Raw genomic sequence first — 8901 nt, forward strand, 5'->3', positions numbered from 1 at the left:
GGTGAGGTGACCGCCCGCGGCGAGGGGCGCCTGGGCCGCTACATCCGCCGGCCGCCGAGGCCGACGCCCGGGACGCCGCCCGTGGGCGGGGCGGCCGAGCCCGGGGACGGGGCGGCCGAGCCCGGGGACGGGGCGACCGAGGGCTGAGCCCGGCGAGCCGCGCGCTCAGTCCTCGGGACCGGCCGTGTGGCAGACCGCCTCGACGTTGTTGCCGTCGGGGTCACGGACGAACGCCCCGAAGTACCCGGGGTGGTACTCGGGCCACAGCCGCGGCTCGTGCAGGGACTCCGCGCCCCAGGAGACCGCGGTCTCGTGGAACGCCCGGACGTGGGCCGGGTCGGGGGCGGCGAAGGCCACGTGCACCTCCCGGTTGGCCCCCATGCCCTCGAAGGTGGAGATCCAGAACGTCGGCTGGGTGGTGCCGTACCCGATCGCCACGCCGACGTCCATCAGTCTGCGGTGGCCGAGGGTGGCCAGCACAGCGTCGTAGAAGTCGGCCGAGGCGGCCAGGTCGGCGCAGTTGATGCCGAGGTGATCGATCATGGGCACATCCTGCCCGCCCGCGACGTCTCGCGTCGCCCCCTGGGGAGAGGACTAGAGTCGGGCCGTGACCGACACCACCGCCCTCGCCCGGGAGGCCGCCGACCGCCTCCGTGACCTCACCGGCGTCGATCGCCACGACATCGCCCTGGTGATGGGCTCGGGGTGGCTCCCCGCCGTGGACGCCCTGGGGGTGGCCACCGCAGACCTCGCGAGCACGGACCTGCCCGGGTTCGCACCCCCCGCGGTCGAGGGACACGCCGGGCGGATCCGGTCGGTCCGCGCGGGGGACCGCCAGCTGCTGGTCTTCCTCGGCCGTACCCACTACTACGAGGGCCGGGGTGTCGCGGCCGTCGTGCACGGCGTACGCACCGCGGCCGCGGCCGGCTGCCGGGCCATCGTGCTGACCAACGGCTGCGGGGGGCTGCGGGAGACCTGGCAGCCCGGGACTCCGGTGCTGATCAGCGACCACCTCAACCTGACCGCCACCTCGCCGATCGAGGGTGCCCACTTCGTGGACCTCACCGACCTCTACTCGAAACGGCTGCGCGACCTGTGCCGCGAGGTCGAGCCCGGCCTCGAGGAAGGCGTCTACGTGCAGCTGCCCGGGCCGCACTACGAGACCCCCGCCGAGATCCGGATGGTGCGCACGCTCGGCGCGGACCTGGTCGGCATGAGCACCGCCCTGGAGGCGATCGCGGCTCGGGAGGCGGGGATGGAGGTGCTCGGCATCTCCCTGGTCACCAACCTCGCCGCGGGGATCACCGGCGAGCCGCTGAACCACGAGGAGGTGCTCGAGGCGGGCCGGGCCGCCGCCACCCGGATGGGCGACCTGCTCGGCCGGGTCGTCCCCCGGATCTGACGTGCGCGTCCTGCTGACCGGCGCCGCCGGGAGCATCGGGCAGGTGGTGGCCATCGGCCTCGCCGACCGGGGCCACGAGATCGTCGGCCTCGACCTGGTGCCGCCGCTGGAGGGCGTCGACGACCCGTGGTACACCGTCGACTGCGCCGACGCCGACGCGGTGGCGGAGGTGTTCGCCCAGGAGCGGCTGGACGCGGTGGTGCACCTCGCCGGCCGCCCCGACGAGGCCAGCCTGCCGGACTCGCTGCACTCCCACCTGGTCACCACCGGCGCGCTGCTGGACGCGATGGTCGAGCACGGCGTACGCCGGATCGTCTACGCCTCCTCCAACCATGCGGTCGGCCGCACCCCGCGCGGCGACCAGCCGCTCGGCGAGGACGCGGCCCCGCGGCCGGACACCTTCTACGGTGTCGCCAAGGTCGCTGCCGAGGCGGCGCTGCGGCTCTACGCCGACCGCTACGGCCTCGACGCCGTCGTGTGCCGGATCGGCTCCTTCCTGCCCCAGCCCGAGGCCCGACGGCACCTGGCCACCTGGCTGTCCCCCGGCGACTGCGTACGCATGGTGGAGGCCGCCCTGACCGCCCCGGCGCCGGGGTTCGCGGTGCTCTACGGCATCTCGGCGAACACCCGGGCCTGGTGGGACCTGGCGGCCGGGCACCGGCTGGGTTACCACCCGGAGGACGACGCTGAGCGGTACGCCGCCGACCTCCCCGAGCGGCTCGAGGACGCCGACGAGGCGGCGTACGTGGGCGGGCCGTTCGCCGGTGAGGCGTTCTACCGGCCTGCGCTCGACCGGGGCTGAGGATCGCCGGGGCTTGCGTGGGTGTCGGTTTCCCCGCCCGGGGAGACCCGCACATGTCGGGGGAAGCAACCCGTGCGAAGTGCCAGTGTGCCCTGCCCGGGGTGACAGGTGGGGCGGGTGGGGCGAGCACAGACGTACGCCGCGCCGCGGCCTCAGCCCTCCCGGCGCGAGCCCTCCAGGCGGGACCGCAGCCCGGCGATGCCCCCGGCCATCATCTGCCGGTGGTTCCAGCGCAGCAGGGGTGCGGCCGTCCACGACGCCAGGCCCAGCAGCCGCCCGGTGACCACTACCTCCTGGTGGAAGTCCAGGAGGGTCCCCTCGCCGCGGGCGGACAGCCGCCAGCGCACCCGGCCCTCCAGGTCGCCGGTGAGCGTGGACTCCAGCAGCGGCGGGTGCCGCGACACGGCGTGCAGGACGAGGTCGAGGGTGTAGGGCAGCCGGGAGCGGCACAGCACCCGGGCGTCGTCGGGGCCCAGCGCCGCCACCGCCAGCACCTGCGGCCACCACGTCGGGTAGCCGGCCAGGTCGGCCAGCACCGTGCCCACCACGTCCGGCGCCGCAGGCAGCACCCAGGAGTCACGGAAGACGAACACCCTCATGGGCGCTACGGTGCCGTTATGACCGCACTCGACGCCACCTCGCTGCTGGAGCGCGCCCGGGCCTGGGCCGCAGAGGACCCCGACCCGCAGACCCGGGAGGAGCTGGTGGCCGTCATCGGCGCGGTCGAGGCCGGGGGCGACCCGGCGGACCTGGCGGACCGGTTCGCCGGCACCCTCGAGTTCGGCACCGCCGGGCTGCGCGGCGCCCTGGGCGCCGGCCCGAACCGGATGAACCGGGTCGTGGTGCTGCGGGCGGCCGCCGGCCTCGCGGCGTACCTGAAGGACCAGGGCGCGGCACCGGGCGCCTCGGTGGTGATCGGCTACGACGCCCGGCACAACTCCGACGTCTTCGCTCGGGACACCGCCGAGGTGATGACCGGCGCGGGCCTGCGGGCACTGGTGCTGCCCCGGCCGCTGCCCACCCCGCTGCTGGCGTTCGCGATCCGCGAGCTGGGCTGCGTGGCCGGCGTGATGGTGACCGCCAGCCACAACCCTCCCCAGGACAACGGCTACAAGGTCTACCTGGGCGACGGCAGCCAGATCGTGCCGCCGGCGGACATCGGCATCGCCGAGCGGATCGCCGCCGTCGGGCCCCTGGCCGACCTGCCCCGCGGCGACGGGGGGACCGTGCTGGACGAGCGCATCGTGGACCGCTACCTCGACACGATCGCCGGGCTGGCCGAGGACGGCCCGCGGGACCTGCGCCTGGTCTACACGCCGCTGCACGGCGTCGGAGGTACGTCGGTGCTGCAGGTGCTGGAGCTGGCCGGCTTCCCGGCGCCGCACGTCGTCCCCCAGCAGGAGGAGCCGGACCCGGAGTTCTCCACGGTCTCCTTCCCCAACCCCGAGGAGCCGGGCGCCATGGACCTGGCCATGGCGCTGGCCCGCGAGACCGACGCCGACCTCGTGGTCGCCAACGACCCCGACGCCGACCGGTGCGCGGCGGCGGTGCCCGGGCCGCACGGCTGGCGGATGCTGCGCGGCGACGAGGTCGGGGCGCTGCTCGGCGCGCACCTGCTGGCGCGGGGCCGCACCGGCGTCTTCGCCACCTCCATCGTCTCCTCCTCGCTGCTCGGCAAGATGGCGCACGCCGCCGGCCAGGGGTACGCCGAGACGCTCACCGGCTTCAAGTGGATCGGCCGGGTGGAGGGGCTCGCCTTCGGCTACGAGGAGGCCCTGGGCTACTGCTGCGACCCCGAGCACGTCAAGGACAAGGACGGCGTCTCGGCACTGCTGCTGCTGTGCGAGCTGGCGGCCGCGGCGAAGGCAGAGGGGCGCACGCTCGACGACCTGCTCGACGACCTGGCGCGCCGCCACGGTCTGCACGCCACCGACCAGCTCGCGGTGCGGGTGGCCGACCTCTCGCTGATCTCCCAGGCGATGGAGACCCTGCGGACCACGCCTCCGGTCAGCCTCGGTGGGCTGGCCGTCGAGCGCGTCGACGACCTGGCGCGAGGCTCCGCCGCCCTGCCACCGACCGACGGGCTGCGCTACACGCTGGCCGACCAGGCCCGCGTGGTGGTCCGACCCAGCGGGACCGAGCCCAAGCTGAAGTGCTACCTGGAGGTCGTCGTCCCGGTGGCCCCGGAGGACGAGGTGGCCGCGGCCCGGATCGCGGCGGCGGGTCGCCTGGACGCGATCAAGGCCGACCTGCGCGGCGCCCTGGGGATCTGACCGGCGCCTAGGACGGGAGCCTGCCGTACCGGCCCTGGGCGTCCCGGAGGGCCCGGACGTAGCCGGCGCGCTCGTAGGCCGTGGCGTCGACGTCCGCACCCACCGCGAGCACCCCCCGGGCGGCCGCGACCGAGGCGTACCCCTTGCGGTCCAGCCAGGCGGACAGCTCGTCCACCAGCGTCCCTACGTGGGCCGGCCCGTGCCGCAGCAGCGCCGAGGCGGTCATCACCACGTCGGCCCCCGCGAGCAGGTAGGCCACCACGTCGTCACCCGACTCGACCCCGGTGGTGGCGGCCAGCGAGGCCCGCACCCGCCGGTGCAGCAGGGCGATCCAGGTCCGCGGCAGCCGCGCCTCCGCCGGGACGGACAGGGTGGCCCCGGGCCGGACCCGCTGGGCCTCCACGTCCACGTCGGGCTGCAGGAACCGGTTGAACAGCACGAGCCCGTCGGCACCGGCCGCATCGAGCGCCAGCGCCATCGCCCCGGGGGCGCTGAAGAACGGGCTCAGCTTCACCGCCACCGGCACCGACACCGCCGCCTTGACCGCCGCCAGGATCTCCAGGTGCCGGTCCTCCACGACTCGGCCGTCGACGGTGAGGTCGCCCGGCACGGCGTAGATGTTGAGCTCGATCGCCGCCGCCCCGGCCGACTCCATGGACGCAGCGATCGAGGTCCAGCCTCCGGGGCTGCTGCCGTTGAGGCTGGCGATGACGGGGACGTCGACCGCGGCCGCCGACCGCTCGAGGTGCCGGAGGTAGGGCCGGGCGCCCCCGAAGGAGACCGTCGGCGCCTCCGGGAAGTAGCCCTGCGCCTCCCCGAAGCTGTGCTCGTGCGCCTCGGTGAGGAGCAGGTCGGCGACCTCCCGGGCGCGGACCTCCTCCTCGAACAGCGAGTACAGCACGACCGCACCGGCCCCGTGGTCGGCGCAGGCGCGGACCCCGTCGAGCGTCATCGACACCGGTGAGGCCGAGGCGACGACCGGGCTGCACAGCGGCAGGCCGAGGTAGCTGGTGGTCAGGTCCATGTCTTCCTCCGGGCGTCCGGGCTGAACTGCGCGGCGCTGCGGGTGGCCATCTCCTCGTAGGTCGTCCAGCGGCGGTTGACCTCCTCCTGGGCGAGCTCGAGCAGCCGCTCGGCCTCCTCGGGCGCGGCGTTGCGCAGGCTCCGGTAGCGCAGCTCCCGGTACACGTAGTCCTCCAGCCGGATCGTCGGCCGTGGCGAGTCGAGCATGAACGGGTTGCCGCCCTTGCCCCGGATGGTGGGGTCGTAGCGCATCAGCGGCCAGTGGCCGGAGTCGACGGCCCGGCTCTGCTGCTCGAGCCCCTGCCGCATCTCGATGCCGTGGGCGATGCAGTGGCTGTAGGCGATGACGAGGGAGGGCCCGTCGTACGCCTCCGCCTCACGGAAGGCCCGCAGCGTCTGCTGAGGGTCAGCCCCCATCGCCACGCGTGCGACGTACACGCTGCCGTAGGCGATGGCCTGCAGCGCCAGGTCCTTCTTCGCCGCGACCTTGCCGGCGCTGGCGAACTTGGCGACCGCGCCGATCGGGGTGGCCTTCGAGGACTGGCCGCCGGTGTTGGAGTAGACCTCGGTGTCCATGACGAGCACGTTCACGTCGCGTCCGCTGGCCAGCACGTGGTCCAGCCCTCCGGAGCCGATGTCGTAGGCCCAGCCGTCCCCGCCAACGATCCAGACGCTGCGGCGCAGCAGGTGGTCGGCGACGCTGCGCAGGTCGTCCACCTCAGGTCCCGAGAGCCCGTCGAGGCGGCGCAGCAGCTCGCCCACGCGGTCGTGCTGGGCCCGCAGCTGGGACTCGCGCAGCTGCTCGGCGCCGAGGATGGCGTCGGCGAGGTCGGCACCCACCCGGTCGCGCAGCGCGGCCAGCCGCTGGCGGGAGAGCCGGGTGTGCAGGTCGGCCGCCAGCCGCATGCCCAGCCCGAACTCCGCGTTGTCCTCGAACAGCGAGTTCGACCAGGCCGGCCCGCGCCCCTCCGCGTTCGCCGCCCACGGCGTGGTCGGCAGGTTCCCGCCGTAGATCGACGAGCAGCCGGTGGCGTTCGCGACGGTGAGCCGGTCACCGAAGAGCTGGGTGAGCAGCTTGAGGTACGGCGTCTCGCCGCAGCCCGTGCACGCTCCGGAGAACTCGAACAGCGGCTCGAGGAACTGCGTGCCGCGGACGGTGCCGAGGTCGACGCGGTTGCGGCTGTTGACCGGGAGGGTCTCGAAGTACGCCACGTGCGCGGGCCCCGCGACCAGGGCGTCCGCCGCCTCCACCAGGTTGATCGCCCGGCGGTCGCTGCCCGGCACCGGGGTGATCGGGCAGGCCTCCACGCACAGCCCGCAGCCGGTGCAGTCCTCGGCGTACACCTGGAGGGTGTAGCGGCTGTCAGGGAGTCCGACCGCGTTCAGCGGCGCGGACTCGAACCCGTCGGGGGCGGTCTCCAGCACCGACCGGTCGTAGAACTTGGACCTGATCACCGCGTGCGGGCACACGAACGCGCAGTTCCCGCACTGGATGCAGGCCTCCGGGTCCCACTGCGCCACCCGGTCGGCGATGCGGCGCTTCTCGAAGGCGGTGGTCCCGCTGGGCCAGGTCCCGTCCACGGGCAGCGCGCTCACCGGCAGCGAGTCCCCGCGCCCGGCCATCATCGCCGCGGTCACCGTGCGCACGAACGGCGGAGCCGAGTCGGGCACGACCGGCGGTGCGGGCCGCTGCGCGGTCGCCTCGGCCGGCACGGGGACCCGGTGCAGCTCGGCCAGGGTGGCGTCGACGGCCGCCTCGTTGCGGGCGACCACCTCCTCGCCGCGCCTGCCGTAGGTCTTGCGGATCGCCGCCTTCACCTGCGCGACGGCCTGCTCGGGGGGAAGCACCCCGGAGATCGCGAAGAAGCAGGTCTGCAGGACCGTGTTGGTGCGCCCGGGCAGGCCGGCCTCACGGGCGACCCGGCCGGCGTCGATGGCGTGCACGGTCAGCCCTTTGGCGATGATCTGCTCCTGCACCGGCCGGGACAGGGCGTCCCACACCCGCTCGGCCGGCATCGGCGCGTTGAGCAGGAGGGTGCCGCCGGGTCGTGCCACGCCGAGCACGTCCAGCGTGTCCAGCAGGGCGAACTGGTGGCAGCCGACGAAGTCGGCCTGGCCGACCAGGTACGGCGCCCGCACCGGGTGCGGCCCGAACCGCAGGTGGGAGACCGTCGAGCCGCCGGACTTCTTGCTGTCGTAGACGAAGTACGCCTGGGCGTAGAGGTCCGGATCGGCCCCCAGGATCTTGATGGTGTTCTTGTTGGCCCCGACCGTGCCGTCCGCGCCCAGCCCGAAGAACACCGCACGGAGGGTCTGCGGGTCCTCGATGTCCAGGCCCGCGTCGTAGGTCAGCGAGGTGCCCGAGACGTCGTCGACGATGCCGACGGTGAATCGTCGGGGCGGCGGGTCGGCGGCCAGCGCGGCGTACACCCCCGCCACCATGCCGGGGGTGAACTCCTTCGAGGAGAGCCCGTAGCGGCCCCCGACGACGCGCGGCATCGTGGTGGCCCGGCCGTCGGCCAGGCCCTCGGCCAGCGCGGCGACGACGTCGAGGTAGAGCGGCTCCCCGCCCGCCCCCGGCTCCTTGGTCCGGTCCAGCACGGCCACCGCGGTGGCCGTGGCGGGCAGCGTCGCCAGCAGCGCCTCGGCCGGGAACGGCCGGTAGAGCCGCACCCGGAGCACACCGACCCGTTCGCCGGCGGCGTTGAGGTGCGCGCAGGTCTCCTCGACCGCCTGGCCCCCGGAGCCCATCACCACCACGACCCGCTCTGCCTCGGGGTGGCCGGCGTAGTCGACCAGGTGGTACCCGCGACCGGTGTGCTCGGCCACCTCGTCCATCACCTGCTGGACGACCTCGGGCGTGCGCGCGTAGAACGGGTTGGCGCTCTCCCGGGCCTGGAAGTAGACGTCGGGGTTCTGGGCCGTGCCACGGATGAACGGCCGCTCCGGTGAGAGCGACCGGCCCCGGTGCTCGCGCACCAGGTGCTCGGGGACGACCGCGCGCAGCACGTCGTCGTCGATCCGCTCGATGGTGTTCAGCTCGTGGGAGGTCCGGAAGCCGTCGAAGAAGTGCACGAACGGGATGCGGGTGCGCAACGTGGCTGCGTGGGCGACCAGCGCCAGGTCGTGCGCCTCCTGGACCGACCCTGACGACAGCAGCGCGAAGCCGGTCTGGCGGACCGCCATCACGTCCTGGTGGTCCCCGAAGATCGACAGTCCCTGGGTGGCCAGCGACCGGGCCGCCACGTGGAAGACCGTCGAGGTCAGCTCACCGGCGATCTTGTACATGTTCGGGATCATCAGCAGCAGGCCCTGGGAGGCGGTGAACGTGGTGCTCAGCGCCCCGGCCTGGAGCGCCCCGTGGAGGGCGCCGGCGGCTCCGCCCTCGCTCTGCATCTCGA

Annotated in this window: 7 protein-coding genes; 3 read left to right on the plus strand and 4 right to left on the minus strand. The window is 74.2% G+C overall.

The genetic code is table 11. From position 1 onward, the window contains the following. Positions 1-165: 165 nt before the first annotated feature. Positions 166-543, minus strand: a complete 378-nt coding sequence (locus PLP61_RS11525) for a VOC family protein (RefSeq protein WP_324502861.1) — start codon at positions 541-543, stop codon at positions 166-168. A gap of 64 nt (positions 544-607) precedes the next feature. On the opposite strand from PLP61_RS11525, the gene PLP61_RS11530 reads away from it, so the two are divergent. After that, positions 608-1402: a purine-nucleoside phosphorylase gene (locus PLP61_RS11530; protein ID WP_324502862.1), complete on the plus strand. Its 795-nt coding sequence runs from the start codon at positions 608-610 to the stop codon at positions 1400-1402. Between the two features lies 1 nt (position 1403). Continuing rightward, the gene (locus PLP61_RS11535) at positions 1404-2204 is read left to right on the plus strand and encodes an NAD-dependent epimerase/dehydratase family protein (RefSeq protein WP_324502863.1); all 801 of its coding nucleotides are present in this window, start codon (positions 1404-1406) and stop codon (positions 2202-2204) included. A 152-nt stretch (positions 2205-2356) separates the two neighbouring features. Here the strand turns inward: PLP61_RS11535 and PLP61_RS11540 are convergent, their stop codons facing one another. Further along, positions 2357-2803: an SRPBCC family protein gene (locus tag PLP61_RS11540; protein WP_324502864.1), complete on the minus strand. Its 447-nt coding sequence runs from the start codon at positions 2801-2803 to the stop codon at positions 2357-2359. A gap of 18 nt (positions 2804-2821) precedes the next feature. On the opposite strand from PLP61_RS11540, the gene PLP61_RS11545 reads away from it, so the two are divergent. Then, positions 2822-4477 carry a phospho-sugar mutase gene (locus tag PLP61_RS11545; RefSeq protein ID WP_324502865.1) on the plus strand — a complete coding sequence of 552 codons (1656 nt, stop codon included), beginning with the start codon at positions 2822-2824 and terminating at the stop codon, positions 4475-4477. A gap of 7 nt (positions 4478-4484) precedes the next feature. Here the strand turns inward: PLP61_RS11545 and PLP61_RS11550 are convergent, their stop codons facing one another. After that, a complete protein-coding gene (locus PLP61_RS11550; RefSeq protein ID WP_324502866.1) occupies positions 4485-5501 on the minus strand; it encodes a dihydroorotate dehydrogenase-like protein in 1017 nt (338 codons plus the stop codon). After that, positions 5492-8901, minus strand: a 3410-nt coding sequence (nifJ, locus tag PLP61_RS11555) for a pyruvate:ferredoxin (flavodoxin) oxidoreductase (RefSeq protein ID WP_324502867.1), incomplete at its 5' end; no start/stop codon positions are given. The genes nifJ and PLP61_RS11550, both read right to left, overlap by 10 nt.

The organism is Nocardioides sp., assembly GCF_035429765.1.
In the GTDB taxonomy this organism is placed as follows: Bacteria; Actinomycetota; Actinomycetes; order Propionibacteriales; family Nocardioidaceae; genus Nocardioides.

What these genes read in the sequence shown, in the direction of transcription:
- PLP61_RS11525 (WP_324502861.1), bottom strand. Translation starts at nt 543, where the DNA reads ATGATCGATCACCTCGGCATCAACTGCGCCGACCTGGCCGCCTCGGCC.
- PLP61_RS11540 (WP_324502864.1), bottom strand. Translation starts at nt 2,803, where the DNA reads ATGAGGGTGTTCGTCTTCCGTGACTCCTGGGTGCTGCCTGCGGCGCCG.
- PLP61_RS11550 (WP_324502866.1), bottom strand. Translation starts at nt 5,501, where the DNA reads ATGGACCTGACCACCAGCTACCTCGGCCTGCCGCTGTGCAGCCCGGTC.
- PLP61_RS11545 (WP_324502865.1), top strand. Translation starts at nt 2,822, where the DNA reads ATGACCGCACTCGACGCCACCTCGCTGCTGGAGCGCGCCCGGGCCTGG.